Raw genomic sequence first — 24,101 nt, forward strand, 5'->3', positions numbered from 1 at the left:
TCGCCGCCGTCAGCGTCGTCTTGCCATGGTCAACGTGACCGATCGTACCGATGTTCACATGCGGTTTGTTGCGTTCGAACTTTGCCTTCGCCATGGGAAGGTCTCCTTCAATTTTGGGAGCGGCGGGAACCCCCGCCCTACATTGCGACTGGGAGGGCGGGGATCACCCCGCCGCACCGATTATGCGTATTTTTTCTGGATCTCTTCCGAGATGTTCTGAGGCACCGGCTCGTAGTGGTCGAACTGCATCGTAAAGTTCGCACGACCCGACGACATCGACCGCAGCGTGTTGATATAACCGAACATGTTGGCCAGCGGCACGTAGCAGTCGATCGCGATGGCGTTGCCGCGCGTGTCCTGCCCCTGCACCTGACCGCGACGCGAGGTCAGGTCGCCGATGATGCCGCCCGTGTATTCCTCGGGCGTGATCACTTCGACCTTCATGATCGGTTCCAGCAGTTTCGCACCGGCCTTGCGCATCCCTTCGCGCATACCCATCCGGCCCGCGATTTCAAACGCGAGGACCGAGGAGTCGACGTCGTGGAACTTGCCGTCCAGCAGCTGCACCTTGAAGTCGATGACCGGGAAGCCCGCCAGCGGACCGGAGTCCATGACCGACTTGATGCCCTTCTCGACGCCCGGAATGTATTCCTTGGGCACCGCACCACCGACGATCTTGGATTCGAAGGAGAACCCTTCGCCAGGCTCGGTCGGGGAAATCAGCAGCTTCACTTCGGCGAACTGACCGGACCCACCCGATTGCTTCTTGTGCGTGTAGGTATGCTCGACTTCGCGGTCGATGGTTTCACGATAGGCCACCTGCGGCGCGCCGATGTTGGCCTCGACCTTGAATTCGCGTTTCAGGCGGTCGACCAGGATATCGAGGTGAAGTTCCCCCATCCCCTTCATGATCGTCTGACCGGATTCGATATCGGTTTCGACGCGGAAGGACGGATCCTCGGCGGCCAGACGGGCCAGGCCCTGCGACATCTTTTCCTGGTCGGCCTTGGTCTTGGGTTCGACCGCGATCTCGATGACCGGATCGGGGAAGGTCATGGTTTCCAGAACGACCGGATCCTGCGGATCGCAGATCGTGTCGCCGGTGGTCGTGTCTTTCAGACCCGCAAGCGCGATGATGTCGCCGGCAAAGGCCTCCTCGATCTCCTCGCGGTTGATCGAGTGCATCATCATCATCCGGCCCACACGCTCTTTCTTCCCCTTGGTGGAGTTGAGCATCGTGTCGCCCTTGTTGAGGACGCCCGAATAGATGCGCGTGAAGGTCAGCGAGCCGACGAAGGGATCGTTCATGATCTTGAAGGCCAGGCCCGAGAACGGCATGTTGTCGTCCGCACGGCGCGGAATGTTGCGGACTTCATCCTCGTCGCCCGGTTTGAAGCCCATGTAATCGACCACGTCCAGCGGGCTGGGCAGATAGTCGATGACCGCGTTCAGCAAAGGCTGCACGCCCTTGTTCTTGAACGCCGAGCCGCACAGGACCGGAATGAACTTGATGGCCAGCGTGCCCTTGCGGATCAACGAGCGCAGGGTATCGACGTCCGGCTCGGCGCCGTCCATCAGATAGTTTTCCATTGCTTCGTCGTCCATCTCGACCGCGGTCTCGATAAGGTGGGCGCGCCATTCATCGGCTTGCGCCTTCAGGCTGTCGCGGATCGGCTTCTTGACCCAGGATGCGCCCAGATCTTCGCCTTCCCAGACCCACTCCTCCATGGTGACGAGGTCGACCATGCCTTCCAGTTCGGTCTCGGCGCCGATCGGAATCTGGATCGGGGCCGGAGTCGCGCCGGTGCGGTCCTTGATCATCTTCACGCAGTTGAAGAAGTCGGCACCGATCTTGTCCATCTTGTTGACGAAGACGATGCGCGGAACCTTGTAGCGGTCGGCCTGACGCCAGACGGTTTCGGTTTGAGGCTCGACCCCGGCGTTGGCGTCCAGCACAGCGACAGCACCGTCAAGCACGGCCAGCGAACGCTCGACTTCGATGGTGAAGTCGACGTGGCCGGGCGTGTCGATGATGTTCATGCGATACTTGGTATCGGAGGTCGCATCGGCGGTCGGCTCTTCCTGGCGCTGCCAGAAGGTCGTGGTCGCGGCGGAGGTGATCGTGATGCCACGCTCCTGCTCCTGCTCCATCCAGTCCATCGTGGCGGCGCCGTCGTGGACTTCGCCGATGTTGTGGGACTTGCCGGTGTAGAACAGAATCCGCTCGGAGCAGGTCGTCTTGCCCGCGTCGATGTGGGCCATGATGCCGAAGTTGCGGTATCGGGCGAGGGGATAATCGCGTGCCATGGGGCGTACCTCAGATAGGAGGAAAAAACGGGTGCGGGGGCCTCGGACCGGGCCCCCGTGTCAATGCTTAGATAGGTGCGAAAATCACCAGCGGTAGTGGCTGAACGCCTTGTTGGCGTCGGCCATCTTGTGGGTATCTTCGCGCTTCTTGACGGCGGAACCACGGGACTGGACGGCATCGACCAGTTCACCGGCCAGACGCTCTTCCATGGTGTTCTCGTTGCGGGCGCGGGCGGCCTTGATCAGCCAGCGGATGGCAAGGGCCTCCCGACGCTCGGGCCGGACTTCCACAGGCACCTGATAGGTGGCACCACCGACGCGGCGCGAACGCACCTCGACCGAGGGCTTGATGTTTTCGAGGCTCTCGACGAACACCTCGATGGGCGAGCGCTTCAGCTTGGCCTCGACGCGATCCATCGCGTTGTAGACGATGCGCTCGGCGACGGCTTTCTTGCCATCGATCATCAGGTTGTTCATGAACTTGGTCAGAACCTTGTCGCCATACTTGGCGTCGGGCAGGACTTCGCGTTTTTCTGCGGCGTGACGGCGGGACATCTGGGACCCCTTCTAGCGTTGTGTCGTCATTCCGGGGAGGCCCCCGGACATGCGGAATGAGAGATATCCCCGGACCGGGTCCGGGGACGCACCGGCGGCATCACTTCGGACGCTTGGCACCGTATTTGGAACGACGCTGGCGACGATCCTTGACGCCCTGCGTATCGAGCACACCGCGCAGGATGTGGTAGCGCACGCCGGGAAGGTCTTTCACACGACCGCCGCGGATCAGCACGACGCTGTGTTCCTGCAGGTTGTGCGATTCACCGGGAATGTAGCTGATGACCTCGAAACCGTTGGTCAGGCGCACTTTGGCGACCTTCCGCATGGCCGAGTTCGGCTTCTTCGGCGTCGTCGTATAGACGCGCGTGCAGACGCCACGCTTCTGCGGGCAGCCTTCGAGGTGCTGCGACTTGGAAGCTCGGACCTTGGGCTGCCGCGGTTTACGGATCAGCTGCTGGATGGTGGGCATTGAGGGTGTCCCCATTTGTTATTCAAATACGTGTCCGGCTTCCAACGCGACAAAACCAATTGACCGCAGCCACCCGGAATTCCGACCTGGGCGATGCGGTTTGATGACAGAGGATCGGGAAGCAGTATCCCGGATCGTGACCGATAGGTTCTGGCGTGCCGGACCCCGGATGAGACATCACCCGGACCGAATTGAGGCCGACATAGGGGAATCGCCGGGGGGTGTCAACGTGGGTCCGTTGCCGCCGCGAGGCGGGGCGGGCGGGCAGGGGACGCACGGGTGATCTGCGGGTGATCCACGTCGGACGTCTTTCGGCGGGGCCTTCCGGAGAGACTTGCCAGCCCCGGCAGGACGGGCCACCGTCGCGGCCATGTCCGACCTCCAGATCCTCGCCATCACGCGATTTGCCTATCCCGGCCTCGGCGGCTTCCAGACCGAACACGACACGGTCGAGGCGCGGCAGGCTTACCTTTGGCACCCCGACCGGATGGAGACGCGGTTCCGCACGCTGGAGCATGTCTGCCTGCGGACGCTGGCGGCGCAGACCGACGGCGATTTCCGCACCATCGTCATGACCGGTGACGCCCTGCCCGAGCCGTGGCGGTCGCGCCTGGTGTCGCTGGTATCGGGATTGAAGGGCGGGCATGTCGTCTTTCATCCGGCGGAGCAATACCGCGAGGCGATCCGCAATGTCGTGCTGCCGTTCATCGACCCGGACGGGCCACCCACGATGCAGTTCCGCCACGACGACGATGACGGGGTGGGGCGTCGGTTCGTGGCGCGGTCGCGCGAAACCTTTGCCGATGTGCGACCCTTTTGGGAGCGGCACAAGCGGCTGACCATCGACTTCAACCAAGGCTATCTGCTGGGCCTGACGCCGGACGGCCCCCGCACCGAGGCGACGTTCAACCCGCATCTGGGCGTCGCGCAGGCGGTATTTCTGGCGCCGACGAATACCCGCACCGCCCTGCATTTTCCGCACCACCGGATCGGGACGTTGATGCCGTCGATCACCCTGCCCGACGCGCCGATGTGGCTGCGCGGCGTGGACGGGACGAACGACAGCGGCGTGCGGGCACAGGTCGAGCGGCTGATACCGGCAGACGAGGAGCGAAGGGCGGAGTTGCGGCGGCGGTTCGCGCTGGATTTGAAGGCGATCCGGCGGAGTTTCTGAACACGCGCGCGGGTCGTCCCGGTCAGTCGTCGATTTCCAAGACCCGTTTCATCGGAATGACTTTCAGCCCCGCCGCGACAATCGCATCGTGAAGCGCGTCCGACGTGAGAAGCTGGGGAACCGACAGCCCGTGGTCCCACCACAGATTGGCATCGGGAATGTCCGTGCGGCGGATGCCGACGTCGTAGCTGTAGTTCAGATGCACGCGCCTCGGAGAGGTATAAGCGGACATTACAGGCGTCGCGGGATTGAACCGCTCTTCGCTGATCCGAACGTCACTGTGGCTTTCGCTGATCGCGGCCGCATGAACGGCGGGGACAAACCCGAAAAAGGGACCGGGATAGGGCTCCCCGCGTTTGGTCAGCATCTCAACCGGCCAGATGATATGCTTGCCGGGATCGTGCGCCTCGACCACCCTGCGCAGGGCATCGGAGATGATCAGGAGACCGCTCACGCCCCACCACATATCGGGAAAGGCTTTCCGCTTTTTCTCGACGACAAAGACCATGGGCAGAAGGGCCGGATCAAGGTCGCCCCTGTCTCCTTTGAAAATGCCTGCATAGATCGCTGCCATCTTTGTCGACTGTTGTCTAAGCGGCCAAGCGGATTTGGTACGAGGATCATATGCAGTCGTAGAGATATGTCCCCCTCGGCCATCCGGCGTTATCTTGATGATCCAGGTCATGTTGCTCTCTCTATCTTAGTCGTGTCCGCGCCGCAGGGAGCGGCAGGTTCCGTTCGCCGCCTCATCGCGGCGCGTTCGGGCGGAGTTGCGGCGGCGGTTCGCGCTGGATCTCAAGGCGATCCGGCGGAGTTTCTGAACACGCGCGCGGGTCGTGCCGGTCAGTCGTCGATTTCCATGACCCGTTTCATCGGAATGACCTTCAGCCCCGCCGCGACAATCGCATCGTGAAGCGCGTCCGACGTGAGAAGCTGGGGAAACGACAGCCCATGATCCCACCACAGATTTGCATCTGGAATGTCCTTGCAGAGAACACCGACGTCATAGCTGTAGTTCAAGTGTACGAACCGTGGAGAGGTATGAGCGGATATGACAGGCGTCGCGGGCGAGAACCGCTCTTCGCTGATCCGAACGTCACTGTGGCTTTCGCTGATCGCGGCGGCATGAACGGCGGGGACGAAGGCGAAGAAGGGACCGGGATAGGGCTGGCCGCGTTTGGTCAGCATCTCAACCGGCCAGATGATATGCTTGCCGGGATCGTGCGCCTCGATCACCCTGCGCAGGGCATCGGAGATGATCAGGAGAGCGCTCTCGCCCCACCACATATCGGGAAAGACTTTCCGCTTTTTCTCGACGACAAAGACTTTGGGCAGAAGGGCCGGATCAAGGTCGCCCCTTTCTCCTTTGAAGATACCTGCATAGACCGCTGCCATTTTCACGGATTTCAGTGCAAGCGGCCAACCGGATTTGGTGCGGAGATCATATGAACTCGTAGATATATGCCCCCCTCGGCCATCCGAAGTTCTTTTGATGATCCAAGTCATGTTGCAGTCTCCGTCTGTCTCATGCCCGCCGCATCCATAACGGCAGGTTCCGTTCGTCGTGTTATCGCGGCGCGTTCGGGCGGGGCATCGGGGCGCGGCGGCCTTCGCGCCAGAGGGTATACAGACCCGTTGCGGCCACCAGCGCCGCCCCCGCCAGCGTCATCGGTTTCGGCCAGTCGCCGAACACCAGCCAGCCCAGCATCAGGCCCCAGATCAGCGCGGTGTAGCGGAACGGGGTGACGGCGGCGACTTCGCCCACGCGCATCGCCATGATCGAGAACAGGTAACCGCCGAGGATGAACATCGAGGCGACGACCAGCAGACCGCCCTGCCCCGGCGTGACCGCGCCCCATGGCTCGCGCAGCGACATGAACAGGCCCAGCAGCATCACGCCGAGGGCGGTGAAGATCGCGACCTTGAGCGAGGGCACGTCGCGCGACAGGCGGCGGGTGATGAGTTCGCGCAGGGTGATCGTCAGCACCGCCGCCAGTGCCGCCAGCGACCAGCGGTCGAAGTCGTCGCCGCCGGGTCGCACGATCATCAGCACGCCGACGAAACCGACCGCGATGGCCGACCAGCGTCGCCAGCCGACGCGTTCGCCCATGAATATCGCGCCCGCCGCCGTGATCATCAGCGGCAGGGCTTGCAGGATCGCGGTGACATTGGCGAGCGGCATATGCGTCAGGGCGAGGATGAAGGGATAGAAGCTGGCGACTTCGGCCAGGGACCGCCCGATCACCCATTTCCAGTCGTCCCGCGGGATCGGCTTGCGCAGCGCGCCGGTCAGATGCGCCAGCAGGACGATCAGCAGCGTCGCGCCGACACCGCGCAGGAACACGACCTGAAACGTCGGCATGCCCTGGGCCAGATATTTGATGGTGGCGTCGTTGAGTGTGAACGTCGCCATCGACGCCACCATGAAGGACGCGCCGCGAATGTTATCGTTCACCGAAGGTCCTCCTTCGGCCCGGACCGCCCGGCGTGTCCGGTCAGATGCAGGTCGGGGGCCTCCGCCCGCATCACGACGCGCCGCCCCGCATCAGACCCATCGCGACGTCCGGGTCCAGCCCGAAGCGCGTCACCAGCAGCTTGCGACCCTGCACCGTGTCCATCGGTTTGGAATGCGGCGGGATGCTGCGCCCGCTGTCATTGGTGTCATGCAGGGTGCGGATGAACATCGCGGCGCCGCCCGGCTCCAGCCAGGTCGGGATGAAACTGGCCAGCCTCCGATGGTTGTAGCGATAAATACAGGTGTCCATGTCGGGCGATGTGACCATCGCGCAGGCAAGGCTGGGGGCATATGTCTCGCGGAATTCGCGGAACGGCGCGGCCCGGTCGTTCAGGTCCCAGTAGAGGCCGCGCGTGAAGGCTATGGCGAGGGGATTGTCGGCGAAGCCACCGGCAATCAGTCGGTCGGCGCGGTCGCGTGTTTTCGCGATGTAGTCGACGGCAAGCGCATCGTCGTCGTCAAGGCGGAAGCCGGTGACATGGGTGGTGCCGTCGCGGACGGCGCGGCGGAAACTGCGCTTGGCGGACGGCAGCGGTCCCATCCGTTCCATGAAGATCGGGCGGACGAAAGGGAAGCGGTCGCGCAGTGCCCGCAGGCGTTTCTTGCAAGCGTCAGGCAGCGTGTCGCCCGCAAGGATAACGCAGGTGAAATCGCCGTCGGTCTGGGCGGCCAGCGACGGCAGGGTAATGGTTTCGAGGTAGGCGAACCGGCTGGCCAGACGCGCAGGATCGTAGAGCATCGCCAGCAGTGCGTCTTCGTCCATGCCGCTGACGGCAAAGCCTTCGGTGGCCGGATAGCTGAAGCGGATCAGGCCGATGATCTGGTTGCGAACGGTCATGGAGTTTGCGTCGCATGGGGGCGCGGCTGCGGCAAGACATGTCACGACAAGCAGGACGCAGTTGCGGGTATGCGGGAACGAAAAACCCCCGCCGGATCGCTCCGGCGGGGGTATGTTTTGTCAGGATGCCAGGATCAGTCCTCGGCCGTCTCGGCCGCCGGTTCGGGCGTCTTGAACGCGTCTTCGGCAGACGACGTCGGCTCGGGCGCGGCCAGGGCCGCGGCCTTTTCGGCTTCGATCCGGGCGGCTTCGATGACGACGCTGTCCCGTTCGGTCGCGATGGCGCGCATCTTCTGGGTCGCGCCACCGGTGCCCGCCGGGATCAGACGACCGACGATGACGTTCTCCTTCAGGCCGACCAGCTTGTCGCGCTTGCCCTGAACCGAAGCTTCGGTCAGCACCCGCGTGGTTTCCTGGAACGAGGCCGCCGAGATGAAGCTGCGGGTCTGCAGCGACGCCTTGGTGATGCCCAGCAGGATCGGCTCGGCGATGGCCTGCCGGTCGCCTCGCTTTTCGGCCTTGGCGTTGGCTTCTTCCAGTTCGGCCTTGTCGACATGTTCGCCCTTCAGAAGCGTCGTTTCGCCCGAGTCGAGGACTTCGAACTTCTGAAGCATCTGGCGGACGATGACCTCGATGTGCTTGTCGTTGATCTTCACGCCCTGCAGGCGATACACGTCCTGCACTTCGTCGATCAGATAGTCGGCCAGCGCCTCGATCCCCATGATCCGCAAGATGTCGTGCGGCGCGGGGTTGCCGTCCATGATGTAGTCACCCTTCTGGACGAAGTCGCCTTCGGCCACCGGGATGTGCTTGCCCTTGGGCACCATGTAGTCGATCGGCTCCAGGCTTTCGTCGGCAGGAACGACCGTGATCCGGCGCTTGTTCTTGTAATCCTTGCCGAATTTCACATAGCCGTCGCGTTCGGCGATGATCGCGTTGTCCTTGGGACGCCGCGCTTCGAACAGTTCCGCCACCCGTGGCAGACCACCGGTGATGTCCTTGGTCTTGGCACCTTCGCGCGGGATACGCGCGACGACGTCGCCGGCCTTCATCATCTGGCCGTCTTCGATGGACAGGATGGCGTCCACCGACATGGCGTAGGTCATCGGGTTTCCGGCGTCGTTGCGAACCGGCTCCCCGTCTTCACCGACGATGATGACCTCGGGCTTCAGCTCGTTGCCCTTGGGCGCCGAACGCCAGTCCGACACGATCTTCTGTGTCATGCCGGTCGCGTCGTCGGTCTCGTCCCGGACGGAGATGCCCGCGTAGAGGTCGACGAACTTCGCCTTGCCGTCGGCTTCGGCGATGATCGGCAGGGTGAACGGGTCCCATTCGAACAGCTTGTCGCCGCGTTCGACCTTCTGGCCATCGGTCACGAACAGGGTCGTGCCGTAGCCCAGCTTGTGGGACGACCGCTCCTCTCCGTTTTCGTCGATGATGGCCATCTGCATGTTGCGCCCCATGACGACGTTGCCACCGGCTTCGTTCATCAGGGTGTTCGCATTGCGGAATTCGACCTTACCGGAAACCGAGGTTTCCATGAACGACTGCTGACCACCCTGGGCCACGCCGCCGATGTGGAACGTCCGCATCGTCAGCTGTGTGCCCGGCTCGCCGATGGACTGCGCGGCGATAATGCCGACAGCTTCGCCGAGGTTCACCTTGGTGCCACGGGCCAGATCACGGCCGTAGCAGGTGGCGCAGACGCCTTCTTCGGCCTGACAGGTCAGGGGCGAGCGGATGCGCATCGACGCGACAGATGCCGTGTCGATGATGTCCGCACTGCGTTCGTCGATCAGCTCGCCTTTCTTGACGATGACCTCGTCGGTGCCCGGAACGTGGACATCGTCGGCAGCAACGCGGCCCAGCACACGCTCGGCCAGGGTCGCGACGACTTCACCGTCGTTGACCGCAGCGGTCGCCGTGATGGCGTTTTCGGTACCGCAGTCGTCCACGCGAACGATGCAGTCCTGCGCCACATCGACCAGACGACGGGTCAGATAGCCCGAGTTCGCCGTCTTGAGCGCGGTGTCCGACAGACCTTTGCGCGCGCCGTGGGTCGAGTTGAAGTATTCAAGAACGGTCAGACCTTCCTTGAAGTTCGAGATGATCGGCGTCTCGATGATGTCGCCGTTCGGCTTGGCCATCAGGCCGCGCATTCCGCCCAGCTGTTTCATCTGCGTGACCGAGCCACGGGCACCGGAGTGGGCCATCATGTAGACCGAGTTCGGCTCGTTCTCGGCACCGTTCTCGTCGACCCCGGCGATGGAGATGTTGGACATCATCGCCTCGGTGACCTTGTCGTTACACTTCGACCAGGCATCCACGACCTTGTTGTACTTTTCGCCCTGAGTGATCAGGCCGTCCATGTACTGCTGCTCGAAGTCCTTCACCAGATCGCGCGTCGCGTCGACGATCGGCCACTTGCTGTCGGGAATGACCATGTCGTCCTTGCCGAACGAAATGCCCGCCTTGAAGGCTTCGCGGAAGCCCAGCGTCATGATCTGGTCGCAGAAGATCACCGATTCCTTCTGACCGCAGTAGCGGTAGACGGTGTCGATGGTCTGCTGCACCTCTTTCTTGCGCAGCAGACGGTTGACCAGATCGAAGGGGGCCTTGGCGTTCATCGGCAGCATCGCACCCAGACGCACGCGTCCCGGTGTGGTGTCGAAGATGACGCCGACTTCCTCGCCCATCTCGTCGATCTGGGTGACGCGCGCCTTGATCTTGGCGTGCAGATGCACCTCGCCGGCGTCGAGAGCATGAACGACCTCGTCCACCGAGGAGAAGATCATGCCTTCGCCCTTCATGCCCGCACGTTCCATCGACACGTAGTACAGGCCGAGGATCATGTCCTGCGACGGCACGATGATCGGTGCGCCGTTGGCGGGCGACAGCACGTTGTTGGTCGACATCATCAGGACGCGGCATTCCAGCTGCGCCTCGAGGCTCAGCGGCACGTGAACGGCCATCTGGTCACCGTCGAAGTCGGCGTTGAAGGCCGAACAGACCAGCGGGTGAAGCTGGATCGCCTTGCCTTCGATCAGAACAGGTTCGAACGCCTGAATGCCAAGACGGTGCAGTGTGGGCGCACGGTTCAGCATGACGGGGTGTTCGCGGATGACCTCATCCAGAATGTCCCAGACTTCGGGACGCTCTTTCTCGACCAGTTTCTTGGCTTGCTTGACCGTGGACGACAGGCCCTTGGCCTCAAGCCGGGAATAGATGAACGGCTTGAACAATTCGAGCGCCATCTTTTTCGGCAGGCCGCACTGATGCAGCTTCAGCTCCGGTCCCGTCACGATGACGGACCGGCCCGAGAAGTCGACCCGCTTGCCCAGAAGGTTCTGGCGGAAGCGGCCCTGCTTGCCCTTGAGCATGTCGGACAGCGACTTCAGCGGACGCTTGTTGGCACCCGTGATGACGCGGCCACGACGACCGTTGTCGAACAGCGCATCGACGGATTCCTGCAACATCCGCTTTTCGTTGCGGACGATGATGTCGGGCGCGCGCAATTCGATCAGCCGCTTCAGGCGGTTGTTGCGGTTGATGACCCGGCGATACAGATCGTTCAGGTCCGAGGTCGCGAACCGGCCACCGTCGAGCGGCACCAGCGGGCGCAACTCGGGCGGGATGACCGGGATGACAGTCAGGATCATCCACTCCGGACGGTTGCCGGATTCGATGAAGCTTTCGACGATCTTCAGACGCTTGATGATCTTCTTGGGCTTCAGCTCGCCAGTGGCTTCCTTCAGGTCTTCGCGAAGGGTCGTGGCTTCCTGCTCCAGGTCGATGGCGGCCAGCATTTCGCGGATGGCTTCGGCACCGATGTTCGCCTGGAAGGCGTCGGCCCCGAAGTTGTCCTGCGCGTCCATGAACTCCTCCTCGGACATCAACTGTCCGTAGGTGAGGTCGGTCAGGCCCGGTTCGATCACGACATAGTTCTCGAAATACAGGATGCGTTCCAGATCGCGGAGCGTCATGTCCAGCATCAGGCCGATGCGCGAGGGCAGCGACTTGAGGAACCAGATGTGCGCGACGGGCGAGGCCAGCTCGATATGGCCCATCCGCTCGCGGCGGACCTTTTGCAGCGTGACTTCCACGCCGCATTTCTCGCAGACGACGCCACGATACTTCATGCGCTTGTACTTGCCGCACAGGCATTCGTAGTCCTTGATCGGACCGAAGATGCGCGCACAGAAAAGACCGTCACGTTCGGGCTTGAACGTCCGGTAGTTGATGGTCTCGGGCTTCTTGATCTCGCCGTAGGACCACGAGAGAATCCGCTCCGGGGAGGCCAGCGAGACCTTGATCTCGTCGAAAACCTTTTGCGGAGCGATCGGGTTGAACGGGTTGTTCGTCAGTTCCTGGTTCATCTTGATACCTTTATGAAAAGGGTGCGTTGGGGGACGTGGGGCGCGCGCGATACGCGCCCCATCGGGTGACGATCCTGTCGGACATCACTCGTCGTCTTCCTCCGCATCCAGGAGTTCCATGTTCAGGCCGAGGCCGCGGACTTCCTTGACGAGAACGTTGAAGCTCTCGGGAACGCCCGCCTCGAAGTTGTCCTCGCCCTTGACGATGCTTTCATAGACCTTGGTCCGTCCGGCCACGTCGTCCGACTTGACCGTCAGCATTTCCTGCAAGGTGTAGGCGGCGCCGTAGGCTTCCAGCGCCCAGACCTCCATCTCGCCGAAGCGCTGACCACCGAACTGCGCCTTGCCGCCCAGCGGCTGCTGCGTGACGAGGGAATACGGACCGGTGGACCGGGCGTGGATCTTGTCGTCGACCAGGTGGTGCAGCTTGAGCAGGTACTTCACCCCGACGGTCACCTGGCGCGAGAACTTCTCGCCGGTGCGCCCGTCGAACAGATCGGACTGACCGGAGGTGTCGAAACCGGCACGCCGCAGTGCATCGTTGACGTCGCCTTCCTTGGCACCGTCGAAGACCGGCGTGGCAATCGGAACGCCCGCCGTAACGTTGCCCGCATATTCGACGAGGGTGTCCTCGTCCATCGCGGCCATCGCTTCTTCGTAGGCTTCTTCGCCATACGCGATCTTCATCGCTTCACGCACCGGGGTCAGGTCGCCGCTGCGCCGGTAGTCGTCCAGCGCCTCGTCGATCTTGAGGCCCAGACCGCGTGCGGCCCAGCCCATGTGCGTCTCGAGGATCTGACCGACGTTCATGCGCGACGGCACGCCCAGCGGGTTCAGACAGAAGTCGACGGGGGTCCCGTCGGCCAGGAACGGCATGTCCTCCATCGGAACGACCTTGGAGATCACGCCCTTGTTGCCGTGACGGCCGGCCATCTTGTCGCCCGGCTGAAGCTTGCGCTTCACGGCGATGAAGACCTTGACCATCTTCATCACACCCGGCGGCAGGTCGTCGCCGCGGCGGACCTTTTCGACCTTATCCTCGAAGCGGGCTTCCATGCTGCGCTTCTGGATCTCGTACTGCTCGTTCAGGGCTTCGACCTGCTTGGCGGACTCCTCGTCCTCCAGCGCGATCTGCCACCACTGACCGAAGGACAGCATCGACAGGGATTCTTCGGTCACGACGGTGCCAGACTTGAAACCCTTGGGGCCCTTCACGGCCTTCTGACCTTCAATCATCGACCGCAGGCGCGCATAGATGTTGCGGTCCAGAATTTCGCGCTCGTCATCCCGGTCACGGGCCAGACGTTCGACCAGTTCCCGCTCGATCTGCAGGGCCCGCTCGTCCTTTTCGACGCCGTGACGGTTGAAGACGCGAACCTCGACCACGGTGCCGTAATCGCCCGGCTTGACCCGCAACGAGGTATCGCGAACGTCCGAAGCCTTCTCGCCGAAGATGGCGCGCAGAAGCTTTTCTTCCGGCGTCATCGGGCTTTCGCCCTTGGGGGTGATCTTGCCCACAAGGATATCGCCCGGCTCCACATCCGCACCGATATAGACGATGCCCGCTTCGTCGAGGTTGCGCAGGGCTTCCTCGCCGACGTTGGGAATGTCGCGGGTGATTTCCTCCGGCCCGAGCTTGGTATCACGGGCGGCGACTTCGAATTCCTCGATGTGGATCGAGGTGAAGACGTCGTCGCGCGAAACCCGCTCGGAGATCAGGATCGAGTCTTCGTAGTTGTAGCCGTTCCACGGCATGAAGGCGACGATGACGTTCTTGCCGAGCGCCAGTTCTCCCATGTCGGTCGACGGACCGTCGGCCAGCACTTCGTTCTTGCTGACATTGTCGCCCACCTTCACCAGAGGACGCTGGTTGATGCAGGTGTTCTGGTTCGACCGCTGGAACTTGCGCAAACGGTAGATATCGACACCCGCATCACCAAGGATCAGATCCTCGGTCGCGCGCACGACGATACGTTCGGCATCGACCTGGTCGATGACGCCGCCGCGACGGGCCATGATGGCCGCCCCGGAATCGCGAGCCACGACCTCTTCCATGCCGGTGCCCACGAAAGGAGCATCAGCGCGCAGAAGCGGCACGGCCTGACGTTGCATGTTCGACCCCATCAGAGCGCGGTTCGCGTCGTCGTTCTCAAGGAACGGGATCAGCGCCGCGGCGACCGAGACAAGCTGCTTGGGCGAGACGTCGATCAGGTCGACGTTATCGCGGGACTGCAATTTATAGTCGCCGGACTGACGGGTCGACACCAGTTCGTTCTGGAACTTCATGTCGTCGGTCAATTGCGCATTGGCCTGCGCAACGGTGTGACGCATTTCCTCGGTCGCGGACATGTATTGCACATCGTCCGTTATTTTACCGTCAACGACCTTGCGGTACGGTGTTTCGATGAAGCCGTACTTGTTGACGCGCGCATAGGTCGCGAGGCTGTTGATCAGACCGATGTTCGGGCCTTCCGGCGTCTCGATCGGGCACATCCGGCCATAGTGGGTCGGATGAACGTCGCGGACTTCGAAACCGGCACGTTCGCGGGTCAGACCACCCGGCCCGAGCGCGGACAGGCGACGCTTGTGCGTCACTTCCGACAGCGGGTTGGTCTGGTCCATGAACTGCGACAGCTGCGATGAACCGAAGAATTCGCGCACGGCGGCGGCGGCCGGTTTCGCGTTGATCAGGTCCTGCGGCATGACGGTGTCGATCTCTACGCTCGACATACGCTCCTTGATGGCGCGCTCCATCCGCAGAAGGCCGACGCGATACTGGTTCTCCATCAATTCGCCGACGGACCGCACACGGCGGTTGCCGAGGTGGTCGATGTCATCGATGTCACCACGGCCGTCGCGCAGTTCGACCAGTGCCTTGATGCAGGCCAGGATGTCTTCATCGCGCAGCGTGCGGACGGTATCCTCGGCATCCAGGTCCAGACGCATGTTCATCTTGACCCGGCCCACGGCGGACAGGTCGTAACGCTCGCTGTCGCGGAACAACTGATCGAACAGGGCCTGCGCCGCGTCGACAGTGGGCGGCTCGCCCGGACGCATGACGCGGTAGATGTCCATCAGCGCGGTATCGCGGCCCAAGTTCTTGTCGGCCGCCATCGTGTTCCGCATGTACGGGCCGACGTTGACGTTATCGATGTCCAGAACCGGAATCTCGGTGACGCCAGCATCCAGAAGCTCTTTCAGGGTGCCGCCGGAAACTTCGCCTGCCTTGTCCAGCTCCCACGTCAGCTCGTCACCGGCCTCGACGAAGATCGCGCCGTTGGTTTCGTCCACGATGTCGCGGGCGGCGAACTTGCCGATAATGCCGTCGAACGGCACCAGGATGTCGCCGACCTTGTCGTCGTCGCGCAGTTTCTTGACCTGACGCGGGGTGACCTTCTTGCCGGCTTCCATGACGACTTCGCCGGTGTTCGCATCGACGATATCCATCGCCGGACGGGTGCCGGTGTAACGCTCGGGGAAGAACTTGGTCGACCAGCCCTTGTCCTTGCGCAGGGTGAAATCGACAGTGTCATAATAGGCATTCATGATGCCTTCCTGGTCCATGCCGAGAGCATAGAGCAGCGTCGTCACCGGCAGTTTGCGGCGACGGTCGATGCGGCAGAACACCAGGTCCTTGGCGTCGAACTCGAAGTCCAGCCAGGAGCCGCGGTACGGGATGATCCGGCAGGCGAACAGCAACTTGCCCGAGCTGTGCGTCTTGCCCTTGTCGTGGTCGAAGAACACACCGGGCGAGCGGTGCATCTGCGACACGATCACACGCTCGGTGCCGTTCACGATGAACGTTCCGTTCTTGGTCATCAGGGGCATGTCACCCATGAAGACGTCCTGTTCCTTGATGTCCTTGACCGACTTGGCGGAGGTATCTTCGTCGATATCGAACACGATCAGGCGCAGAGTTACCTTAAGCGGGGCGGCATAGGTCATGTCGCGCTGCTGGCATTCCTCGACGTCGTACTTGGGCTCTTCAAGCTCGTATTTGACGAATTCGAGAATCGCCGTCTCGTTGAAATCCTTGATCGGGAAGACCGACTGGAACGTGCCCATCAGGCCTTCGCCCTCGGACGGCTCGGCCTGATCGCCGGATTTCAGGAAGAGGTCATAGGACGACTTCTGCACTTCGATAAGGTTCGGCATCTGGAGAACTTCGACCAGTTTGCCGTAATACCGACGGATACGCTTGGAGGACGCTTGCGTCTGAGCCATGTTGTGCTCGCCTTTTCAAGTTTCGCGCCTTGGTTCCCGACGGGCACCGGGGGCCAGGGCTTGCGAATGGGTCGTCGAGGAGGACCATCTGGCACGCCATCCCACAGGCGCGCCCCCGTCCGCCTCCTGACCGGAAAAGTCCGCCATGATGACGGGCTTTTCGAGACAGGAGCGGGTGGCACCGGAAGCTCCGCTGCCACCCTCTTTATCCGACCGGATCGATGGTTCGGCTGACTTTGCGAAGAGCAAAGCCGCCGTCCAGCGACCGAGTGCGACCGCGGGGCGGTCGCACGGTCACGGCAAAGCCGTGATTACTTCAGTTCGACTTCGGCGCCAGCTGCTTCCAGCTTGCCCTTGATCTCGTCGGCTTCGGCCTTGGAGACCTGCTCCTTGACGGCCTTGCCACCGGCTTCAACCAGGTCCTTGGCTTCTTTCAGGCCCAGACCCGTGATGCCGCGGACTTCCTTGATCACGTTGATCTTGGAGGCGCCTGCCGACTTCAGGATGACGTCGAATTCGGTCTGCTCTTCGGCAGCCGCGCCACCGGCGTCGCCACCGGCAGCCATCATGACGGCGCCACCGGCAGCCGGCTCGATGCCATATTCGTCCTTGAGGATGGTTTTCAGTTCCTGGGCTTCCAGCAGCGTCAGGGCGACGATGTCTTCGGCGAGTTTTTTCAGATCAGCCATTTGATTTCCGTTCTATTAAGATGTGTTCCGGTATCGTGCCGTTCAAGGTCACGACGAGGGATGACGTCAGGTGCTTCAGGCAGCCTTCTCTTCGATGGTCGAAAGAATGCTGGCGATGTTGGAAGCAGGCGCGCCAATGGCCCCCGCGATGTTCGAAGCAGGTGCGGCGATGCAGCCCACGATGGAAGCGATAAGCTCCTCGCGGCTGGGCATCTTCGCGACTGCTGCAACACCGGCGGCGTCCAGCGCCGTATCGCCCATCGCGCCACCCAGGATAACCAGCTTCTGGTTGTCCTTGGCATACGCATCGAAAACCTTCGCCGCAGCGACGGGGTCTTCGGAATAGCCGAATACGGTCATGCCCGTGAGGTAGTCGGAAATACTGCTGACAGCTTTCCCCTCGAGGGCGATCTTGGCGAGCTTGTTCTTGGCAACGCGAACAGAACCCCCGGCATCGCGCATCCGCGCCCGCAGGTCCTGCATCTCGGCAACTGTCATGCCCTCGTAGTGGCTAACCACCACGACGCCAGAGCTTTCGAAGATCTGGCCGAGGTCCTCGACCAGTTTCTCTTTCTGCGCTCTATCCACAGTTTACTCCAAGTCCCGTGGGTTGCCCCACGAAATGGGGGTTGCCCCCCGGCTCATGGGAAGGGTCACCCCTCCCCCTTTCGGACCGGTTTCCCGGCCCAGCGGGTCCAATGAAGGGCCCCGCGCCAGATCGCCCGAAGTTGCCCTCGGAAATCAGTCTCGGGTCCCATCTCAGGAAGGAATTATTGGGGTTTCCCCCGACCCTCCGTCTCGGACAGGACGGGGTGTCGCCACCCCGCCGATCGGCCCCCAAAGGGACCAAACCTCTTATTCGTCTACGCAGTCGGCTCGTTGCCGGTCGCGCTGTCGACGTTGATCGAAACACCCGGGCCCATCGTGGAGCTCAGGAAGATCTTTTTCATGTAGGACCCCTTGGATCCCGCCGGCTTGGCCTTGGCCACGGCATCGACGAATGCCATGACGTTCTGCTTCAGCTTGTCCTTGTCGAACGACGCCTTGCCGATACCTGCGTGGATCACACCGGCCTTTTCGACCTTGAACTGGACCTGTCCGCCCTTGGCGTCCTTGACGGCCTGCGCCACGTCCATCGTCACCGTGCCGACTTTCGGGTTCGGCATCAGGTTCCGCGGACCCAGCACCTTACCCAGACGACCGACGATCGGCATCATGTCGGGGGTGGCGATGCAGCGGTCGAAATCGATCTTGCCCGACTGGACGATCTCCATCAGGTCTTCGGCACCGACGACATCGGCTCCGGCGGCCTGAGCTTCCTCGGCCTTGGGACCACGGGCGAACACCGCGACGCGGACGTCCTTGCCAGTGCCGTTGGGCAGTGACACGACACCCCGGACCATCTGATCCGCGTGGCGCGGATCGACGCCCAGGTTCATGGAAATCTCGACGGTTTCGTCGAATTTTGCCTTGGCGTTATCCTTGACCAGAGCAACGGCCTCTTCGACCGAAATGTCATCCTTGCCTGCGAATGCTGCGCGGGCTGCGGATGCGCGCTTACCGAGTTTTGCCATCACTTCACCTCGATGCCCATGGACTGCGCCGAGCCCACGATGATCTTCATGGCCTGTTCGACATCATTCGCCGACAGATCCTTCATCTTCGCTTCCGCAATCTCGCGCACCTGTTTAACGGTGACGGAGGCGACGGTCTCACGACCGGGAAGTGCAGCGCCCTTGGGACGGTTGCGCTTGCCCACGGGCTTCATGCCAGCCGCCTTCTTGAGGTAATACGACGCCGGCGGCGTCTTGATTTCCATCGTGAAGGACTTGTCCTGATAATACGAAATCACGGTGGGGCACGGCGCGCCGGGCTCCATGTCCTGCGTCTTGGCGTTGAACGCCTTGCAGAATTCCATGATGTTGATGCCACGCTGACCGAGTGCGGGACCGACGGGCGGGCTGGGGTTGGCCTGCCCGGCCTTGATCTGCAACTTCATCGTGCCGACGAGTTTCTTCGCCATTGGCTTTCTCCTTACGGCGGCGGGAAATGTCCCGCCCTACATGCGCCCACCCGATACCGGGCTTGATGGGCCGTTATGCCGTGGTTCGGGCCTGCCGTAGCATTGCCCTCCCACGTCCGGGTCCGGAGCCTCCACCATAAGCGGAGGCCCGGTAGATCACGTGGCTTTCGACACCTGCGTGAATTTCAACTCGACCGGGGTCGCCCGGCCAAAGATGGAAACCGAAACCTTCAGACTCTGCGCTTCATCGTCCACTTCCTCGACCTCGCCCGAGAAGCCTTCGAAGGGGCCGTCGACGACATTGACGTCCTCGCCGATTTCGAAGGTGATGAGGGACCGCGGGGCCTCCTCGCCTTCCTGAACGCGATTGAGGATCTGGTTCACCTCGGCGTCGCGCATCGGCATCGGGCGACCCTGCGGCCCCAGAAAGCCGGTGACCCGGTTGATCGAGTTGACCAGGTGATAGCCTTCGTCCGACATCTCCATCCGCACCAGAACGTATCCGGGCATGAAGCGCCGCTCGGACGTCACCTTCTTGCCGCGACGGACCTCGATCACCTCCTCGGTAGGGACCAGAACTTCTTCGATCTGGTCATGCAGCCCCTGCTCTTCGACAGCGGTGCGAATGTGTTCCGCGACCCGCTTTTCAAAGTTGGACAGCACGCTGACCGAATACCACCGCTTCGCCATGTCTTGCCCGTCCGCCTCTTGTTTTGTCCCGACGCCCTGGTCGGCGGCACGCCGCCCCGAAACGTCAAACAGCGCGCATCCCGAATCAATGCGCGCCGCCGATACCAAAGTCCGGTCCCTCTAACGCCCGGACGACGGGGATTCAAGGCCCGCCGACGACCTTCGGCAAAGCCTGGGGCCGTTTCGATCAGAAAGCCGCGAGGACTTCCGTCAAACCAGTGCGGATCACCAGATCGACTAGAAAGAAGAATGTCGCCGCCAGTACCGCCAGAATGAACACCATGACGGTGGTCAGGATCACTTCGCGGCGCGACGGCCAGGAAATCTTGGAAACCTCGGCACGGGTCTGCTGAATGAATTGCAGCGGGTTGGTCGTCGCCATCGTCTCATGCTCCTGATCTGGACTTGCCGTCGGTCGCGACATCGGTCGCATCCGGCTTCTGGCGAGATATGACGCCTGCCCCGCCGATGCAAGGCGAAGGCGCCTGGCGAGGTCGGACAGGCAACCGGTTGCGCGATGTGGGTCAGACCGCAGGTCTGGTTGGCACCCGGTCTAGATGACACATGGTCTCGATTCGCAGTCGGGTATCGTCACTTTGCCCGCCTTGATCGGGTGTGTCTCATGGATGGCGCATGATGGGCTGCAAGGTTTCGCTATCGGCCTCGCATGTTAGAATACCTGTGCGCACATTTATCGGAGCGCCGGACCAGGCCTTGGCAAGATTGGTCTCTCCTCTGCTTTTGGTCTCTCCTCAGCTTATAGGTCTGCTGAGACAGTCCGGTCGCCGCGTCTCGCCCTGCATGTCACTAGTCAGCTTCTGCGGAACTAGTCTGCTTCTGCGGAAGACGTCGCACATGTTTGTCGGGCATGCTTCTCTTGTCGGTCCGACCCATACGCGACAAGGACGGCTACCCTGTTCCGACCTTGTCCTGCGTCAGAGCGTGATGCGTGGCATTCATCGCGGTCGTCCATGCATCGTCACTCCCCCCATCGGTCAGGTCGAACTTTTCGATCAGGCGCAGCATCTGAGAAGCGGAGCCTTTCAGGGATTGGTTTGCAGTCGTGATTTCTTCGAACATGGCTGTGTTCTGTTGCGTGGCTCCGTCGATTTCCGACATGGCGCGGTTGATTTCGGCGGCCGCACTGGACTGTGAACGCGAGGCTTCTGCGATTTCGGCCACCTGATCGCCGATTCTTTCGATACTGTCGCCAAGCGATGTCAGGGTTTTACCCGATATTGCGACGCGCTGGACGCCGGTGTTGATTTGCTCGGAACTTGTGGCGATCAGCGTTCCGATCTGCTGCGCCGACTCGGATGCCCGCTGTGCCAAGGCCCGCACCTCCGATGCGACGACGGCGAAACCCCGGCCCGCTTCGCCTGCACGCGCAGCCTCGACACCCGCATTCAAGGCAAGCAGGTTCGTCTGAAATGCAATGTCGTTGATAACCCCCAGAGTGTGCGAGATTTCGACCGACACCGACTGGATTTCCTGCATCGATTGCACTGTATCGCGCACGATCTGATCGCTTTGCCGGGCATCCCTGCGCGCGCTTTCGGCAAATCCCTGCGCCGTTGATGTAAGGTCGGCTGTTGCAGCGATCGACCCTACGATCTGTTCCAGCGCATTCGTCGTTTCCGCAAGCGACCCCGCCGTCCGCTCGGTTCGCTTTGACAGGTCCTCGGCCGATGCGGAGAGATCGCTGCTGTCATCCAGTATGCCGACAGCGTGGCGTGACAGATCGCCCAGAGCGCGTTCGAGTTGCGTCGCCATGGCATTCGTGGACGATTGAAGCTTGGCAAAAGCACCCGGTCTCTGTCCCCCCATGCGCGAACCCAGTCGCCCGGCCTGAAGCTCTGCCAGCACGTGAATGACGTCGTTCATACTGGTCTGCACCCGATCCATCGCGACGTTGAGCATTTCGCGCAGAGACCTTTGCTCGTCGGGCGCATTCTCCACTTCTATCCGCAGATCGAAATCGCCATCGGCGACGGCCGTCATGACCTGTTCCACGTCGCGCTGAAGCCACTGGCAATCCGCCCTTTCCCGGTCGAACTGGCGTTGGGCTTCAACCGCGCTTCGTTCGGCCTGTTCACGATTGACTTGATGTGTCTCCTCCATCTCCGCGTGCACCGCCTGATCGCGGGTCATGGTCAAGGTGTTCGCTTCGTCCAGAGCGCGGCGTTTCAGGACATTCTCCTGAAAGACCTGCAAGGCATCTTCGATCGAACCCAAATCCGTCACGTTGCCCTGTATCAGCGGAACATCGGCCTCATCCCGCGCAATGGACTGCATCGCCTGAACTATACGGGCCACGGGTCGCTCGATCACAAATTCCAGCATCACCAACGTTGCCACCCCGGTCATGCCGATCACAAGCAGCGAAGCCGTCAGGAGCCATCCCCATCCGATCGCCATGCTGGCAGCGACCGCACTTTGATCGAATACGATCTCGACCCAGCCGATGGCATGGTTGGATGGCTCGTCAGTCAAGCGCATCGGCATGCGCACCAGGAGTTTCGTACCGAGATCGACAGAGGTTTTCCTGGTCGGTGCCGGGCTGACGCCGTCGAAGACGGTCGTCCCATCGTTCATCGTTATCGAAAAGATCAGGGTTCCGTTGGAGCGGAACGCACGCGCGCCCAGCGCTGCAATGCCGTCGATATCGAGCAGCGCCCTTGCGGCCTGTTCGGCGCTATCCTTGTCTGATGCCTTGACCTTGGCAGCCACATCATCCGCCAGAAATCTTGCCTGTAATTCAGACGCTGTGCGGAAGTCTGAGAAGGCCTGAGTCCGGAGATTCTGAAATGCGACGCCCGACATTGCGGCCATCCCCAAGGTCAGAACAGCGAGAATTCCGGCAGTGACCCGAAATCCAAGTGATCCGAAGCGATTTCGATGTCGCTTTCCGGCAGGTGGCGCATCCGACTTGCCACCCTGAACATCAGGCGCTGTCCAGTCATCAGAATCATGCATGTAAAGACCTCGATTGGCGTCGGACCCCAGTAACAATCGCATCTTAACAAATGCTTTCGGGCCACAAACCGGGCCGGACAGATGGGCCGCACCATGTCGGCGGCCGGGCATGCACCTTCGAACAGTCCTGTCGAAACGTCACCCGGCTTACCCTGCTGTCACAACCGCGGCAGCAGGATACGGGATCTTCCGGATCGGAGAAGACTTGGGTCGCATTTCGGATGAGCCGTCCCGAGGTGACGGGTTGACCTGGCAGGGGCATCAGGATTCGAACCCGAGACCTGCGGATTTGGAATCCGCTGCTCTACCAACTGAGCTATACCCCTGCAGGTGAGGCGGGAATAAGTGGGCTGCCGGTCTGGCGCAAGGGGTCAGATAACAAGTCTGTCATGAATCCGGCACGGATCGACGGCTGGGAGTAACAATGCCATCGGTCAGAATGGACAGATTTCCGGCAACCCGCGCCAAAAATATCTGTAAATCAATGGTATGTACAGATCGCGAGGAATACCGGATGTCGCATCCTCCTATCCATCCCTTTCATGGTCATCGGAACGCCTGGGGTGAAATATCAAATATACCGGGAACCCTTTTTGTGTCCGAATGTTGTATCGGTGAACAACGTCTTGGAATGATCGTGAGATTATATCTGAGGTTCGTTCGCACAACCATTGCCCCCTGAAAGGAGCACTTCATGAACCGCACTATTGCAACTCTCGCCACGGTCGCCGCACTCGCCACGGGTGGCGCTGCCTTCGCCGACTCGCACCCTTCCAGCGAAATGGGTCAAGGCTTTGACATGCTTCAGACAGCTCTGATGAGCGATTTCGAGCGTATGGGTATCCCGGTCGACAGCTTGGACGACCTGACCCTGGGCCAGATCGCTGCAATCAAAGCTATCGTCGAGTCCGATGATCAGGACGGCCAGAAAAAAGGTCAGATCGAAGCGATCATCGCCAACAACTGAGTCTACTCTCGGTAAGATGAACGGGGCGGTCCTTGGGCCGCCCTTTTTTTATGGGCGCCATTTCTCATTGTAAAAGCCCATCCCGTCGGCTTCCCGGCGCAACCGGACCTTCCCTCTCGTGACGCTCACGTGACAAGGACCTCCCGATGGGAGGCCCTTGTCGTTCCGGTTCGTGCCTCGGCCTTCGCGGGTCGATACCCTTACTCGGTAATCTTCGACACCACGCCCGCGCCGACCGTGCGGCCGCCTTCGCGGATCGCGAAGCGCAGGCCCTGCTCCATCGCGATCGGCGCGA

At 61.7% G+C, this 24,101-nt stretch carries 20 protein-coding genes and 1 tRNA gene; 2 read left to right on the forward strand and 19 right to left on the reverse strand.

Features of this window, described 5'->3' with window-relative positions; all coding sequences use genetic code 11:
* The 4 genes from BMY38_RS17650 to rpsL form a co-directional block, all read right to left on the reverse strand.
* Positions 1-94 (reverse strand): GTP-binding protein (locus tag BMY38_RS17650; RefSeq protein ID WP_018590913.1); only part of this gene is annotated, 94 nt, incomplete at its 3' end.
* A gap of 86 nt (positions 95-180) precedes the next feature.
* Positions 181-2,307 carry an elongation factor G gene (fusA, locus tag BMY38_RS17655; protein WP_092765348.1) on the reverse strand — a complete coding sequence of 709 codons (2,127 nt, stop codon included), beginning with the start codon at positions 2,305-2,307 and terminating at the stop codon, positions 181-183.
* Positions 2,308-2,391: 84 nt separating this feature from the next.
* Positions 2,392-2,862 carry a 30S ribosomal protein S7 gene (gene rpsG, locus BMY38_RS17660; RefSeq protein ID WP_092765350.1) on the reverse strand — a complete coding sequence of 157 codons (471 nt, stop codon included), beginning with the start codon at positions 2,860-2,862 and terminating at the stop codon, positions 2,392-2,394.
* 100 nt (positions 2,863-2,962) lie between these two features.
* Positions 2,963-3,334, reverse strand: coding sequence for a 30S ribosomal protein S12 (rpsL, locus tag BMY38_RS17665; RefSeq protein ID WP_092765352.1), 372 nt, complete (start codon positions 3,332-3,334; stop codon positions 2,963-2,965).
* Positions 3,335-3,668: 334 nt separating this feature from the next.
* On the opposite strand from rpsL, the gene BMY38_RS17670 reads away from it, so the two are divergent.
* Complete coding sequence (locus BMY38_RS17670; protein WP_139204740.1) at positions 3,669-4,508, forward strand: glycosyltransferase; 840 nt, start codon at positions 3,669-3,671, stop codon at positions 4,506-4,508.
* A gap of 22 nt (positions 4,509-4,530) precedes the next feature.
* Here BMY38_RS17670 and BMY38_RS17675 read toward each other — a convergent pair whose 3' ends face one another.
* The 14 genes from BMY38_RS17675 to BMY38_RS17740 all read right to left on the reverse strand — a co-directional run bounded on the left by BMY38_RS17675 (position 4,531) and on the right by BMY38_RS17740 (position 23,165).
* Positions 4,531-5,082, reverse strand: coding sequence for an imm11 family protein (locus tag BMY38_RS17675; RefSeq protein ID WP_092765356.1), 552 nt, complete (start codon positions 5,080-5,082; stop codon positions 4,531-4,533).
* Positions 5,083-5,351: 269 nt separating this feature from the next.
* Positions 5,352-5,903 (reverse strand): imm11 family protein, encoded by a 552-nt coding sequence (locus tag BMY38_RS17680; RefSeq protein ID WP_092765358.1) that lies wholly within the window; start codon positions 5,901-5,903, stop codon positions 5,352-5,354.
* A 172-nt stretch (positions 5,904-6,075) separates the two neighbouring features.
* Positions 6,076-6,963 (reverse strand): DMT family transporter, encoded by an 888-nt coding sequence (locus BMY38_RS17685; RefSeq protein WP_092765360.1) that lies wholly within the window; start codon positions 6,961-6,963, stop codon positions 6,076-6,078.
* A gap of 70 nt (positions 6,964-7,033) precedes the next feature.
* On the reverse strand, positions 7,034-7,861 hold the full coding sequence (locus BMY38_RS17690) for a glycosyltransferase (RefSeq protein ID WP_092765362.1): 828 nt from the start codon (positions 7,859-7,861) through the stop codon (positions 7,034-7,036).
* 134 nt (positions 7,862-7,995) lie between these two features.
* Positions 7,996-12,237: a DNA-directed RNA polymerase subunit beta' gene (gene rpoC / locus BMY38_RS17695; protein ID WP_092765364.1), complete on the reverse strand. Its 4,242-nt coding sequence runs from the start codon at positions 12,235-12,237 to the stop codon at positions 7,996-7,998.
* Positions 12,238-12,321: 84 nt separating this feature from the next.
* A complete protein-coding gene (gene rpoB / locus BMY38_RS17700; RefSeq protein WP_092765366.1) occupies positions 12,322-16,461 on the reverse strand; it encodes a DNA-directed RNA polymerase subunit beta in 4,140 nt (1,379 codons plus the stop codon).
* 311 nt (positions 16,462-16,772) lie between these two features.
* Entirely contained in the window at positions 16,773-17,150 is a 378-nt protein-coding gene (rplL, locus tag BMY38_RS17705; RefSeq protein WP_092765368.1) for a 50S ribosomal protein L7/L12, read from the reverse strand.
* Between the two features lie 75 nt (positions 17,151-17,225).
* Complete coding sequence (gene rplJ, locus BMY38_RS17710; protein WP_092765370.1) at positions 17,226-17,738, reverse strand: 50S ribosomal protein L10; 513 nt, start codon at positions 17,736-17,738, stop codon at positions 17,226-17,228.
* Between the two features lie 275 nt (positions 17,739-18,013).
* A complete protein-coding gene (gene rplA / locus BMY38_RS17715) occupies positions 18,014-18,724 on the reverse strand; it encodes a 50S ribosomal protein L1 (protein ID WP_092765372.1) in 711 nt (236 codons plus the stop codon).
* Positions 18,724-19,173: a 50S ribosomal protein L11 gene (gene rplK, locus BMY38_RS17720; RefSeq protein WP_092765374.1), complete on the reverse strand. Its 450-nt coding sequence runs from the start codon at positions 19,171-19,173 to the stop codon at positions 18,724-18,726. The genes rplA and rplK overlap by 1 nt, the downstream gene beginning before the upstream one ends.
* A 156-nt stretch (positions 19,174-19,329) precedes the next feature.
* Positions 19,330-19,863 carry a transcription termination/antitermination protein NusG gene (nusG, locus tag BMY38_RS17725; RefSeq protein ID WP_092765380.1) on the reverse strand — a complete coding sequence of 178 codons (534 nt, stop codon included), beginning with the start codon at positions 19,861-19,863 and terminating at the stop codon, positions 19,330-19,332.
* A gap of 187 nt (positions 19,864-20,050) precedes the next feature.
* Positions 20,051-20,245, reverse strand: a complete 195-nt coding sequence (secE, locus tag BMY38_RS17730; RefSeq protein WP_092765382.1) for a preprotein translocase subunit SecE — start codon at positions 20,243-20,245, stop codon at positions 20,051-20,053.
* A gap of 527 nt (positions 20,246-20,772) precedes the next feature.
* Positions 20,773-22,839, reverse strand: coding sequence for a methyl-accepting chemotaxis protein (locus BMY38_RS17735; RefSeq protein WP_175495944.1), 2,067 nt, complete (start codon positions 22,837-22,839; stop codon positions 20,773-20,775).
* Between the two features lie 250 nt (positions 22,840-23,089).
* Positions 23,090-23,165 (reverse strand) — tRNA-Trp (locus BMY38_RS17740).
* A 368-nt stretch (positions 23,166-23,533) separates the two neighbouring features.
* Between BMY38_RS17740 and BMY38_RS17745 the strand changes: the two genes are divergently transcribed.
* The gene (locus tag BMY38_RS17745) at positions 23,534-23,806 is read left to right on the forward strand and encodes a hypothetical protein (protein WP_092765378.1); all 273 of its coding nucleotides are present in this window, start codon (positions 23,534-23,536) and stop codon (positions 23,804-23,806) included.
* A 200-nt stretch (positions 23,807-24,006) separates the two neighbouring features.
* Here the strand turns inward: BMY38_RS17745 and BMY38_RS18595 are convergent.
* Positions 24,007-24,101: EF-Tu C-terminal domain-related protein (locus tag BMY38_RS18595; RefSeq protein ID WP_139204741.1), on the reverse strand; the 95-nt coding region annotated here is incomplete at its 5' end.

This window comes from Jannaschia helgolandensis (assembly GCF_900109285.1).
GTDB lineage: Bacteria > Pseudomonadota > Alphaproteobacteria > Rhodobacterales > Rhodobacteraceae > Jannaschia > Jannaschia helgolandensis.

Bases quoted from the DNA above. Each gene is read 5' to 3' on its own strand.
- rplA (WP_092765372.1), bottom strand. From the start codon at position 18,724: ATGGCAAAACTCGGTAAGCGCGCATCCGCAGCCCGCGCAGCATTCGCA.
- BMY38_RS17745 (WP_092765378.1), top strand. From the start codon at position 23,534: ATGAACCGCACTATTGCAACTCTCGCCACGGTCGCCGCACTCGCCACG.
- BMY38_RS17680 (WP_092765358.1), bottom strand. From the start codon at position 5,903: ATGGCAGCGGTCTATGCAGGTATCTTCAAAGGAGAAAGGGGCGACCTT.
- nusG (WP_092765380.1), bottom strand. From the start codon at position 19,863: ATGGCGAAGCGGTGGTATTCGGTCAGCGTGCTGTCCAACTTTGAAAAG.
- BMY38_RS17735 (WP_175495944.1), bottom strand. From the start codon at position 22,839: ATGCATGATTCTGATGACTGGACAGCGCCTGATGTTCAGGGTGGCAAG.
- rplL (WP_092765368.1), bottom strand. From the start codon at position 17,150: ATGGCTGATCTGAAAAAACTCGCCGAAGACATCGTCGCCCTGACGCTG.
- BMY38_RS17675 (WP_092765356.1), bottom strand. From the start codon at position 5,082: ATGGCAGCGATCTATGCAGGCATTTTCAAAGGAGACAGGGGCGACCTT.
- fusA (WP_092765348.1), bottom strand. From the start codon at position 2,307: ATGGCACGCGATTATCCCCTCGCCCGATACCGCAACTTCGGCATCATG.
- BMY38_RS17690 (WP_092765362.1), bottom strand. From the start codon at position 7,861: ATGACCGTTCGCAACCAGATCATCGGCCTGATCCGCTTCAGCTATCCG.
- rpsL (WP_092765352.1), bottom strand. From the start codon at position 3,334: ATGCCCACCATCCAGCAGCTGATCCGTAAACCGCGGCAGCCCAAGGTC.
- rpoC (WP_092765364.1), bottom strand. From the start codon at position 12,237: ATGAACCAGGAACTGACGAACAACCCGTTCAACCCGATCGCTCCGCAA.
- rplK (WP_092765374.1), bottom strand. From the start codon at position 19,173: ATGGCGAAGAAACTCGTCGGCACGATGAAGTTGCAGATCAAGGCCGGG.
- rpsG (WP_092765350.1), bottom strand. From the start codon at position 2,862: ATGTCCCGCCGTCACGCCGCAGAAAAACGCGAAGTCCTGCCCGACGCC.
- secE (WP_092765382.1), bottom strand. From the start codon at position 20,245: ATGGCGACGACCAACCCGCTGCAATTCATTCAGCAGACCCGTGCCGAG.
- rpoB (WP_092765366.1), bottom strand. From the start codon at position 16,461: ATGGCTCAGACGCAAGCGTCCTCCAAGCGTATCCGTCGGTATTACGGC.